1 pseudogene is annotated in these 218 nt (G+C 32.6%); it reads right to left on the bottom strand.

The features are described from left to right. Positions 1-218, bottom strand: a pseudogene (locus tag V6255_RS18675) (malate dehydrogenase); the annotation flags it as partial.

Consider the following 218-nt stretch of genomic DNA (forward strand, 5'->3'; position numbering starts at 1 on the left):
CCTCAATATTTTTACCTAGGATATCTAGTGCATTGATCATTTCAGCAGCTGTAAGATTGGCAGTACCGTGTTGATCATCATGAATAACTGGAATACTGCAACGTTCTTTTAATTCTTTTTCTATTATGAAAGATTCAGGCGCTTTAATATCTTCAAGGTTAATACCACCAAATTAATCTGAAATATTATCAACCGTAATAATAAACTCATCTGGAGTA

This window comes from Psychromonas arctica, assembly GCF_038155225.1.
Classification (GTDB): domain Bacteria; phylum Pseudomonadota; class Gammaproteobacteria; order Enterobacterales; family Psychromonadaceae; genus Psychromonas; species Psychromonas arctica_B.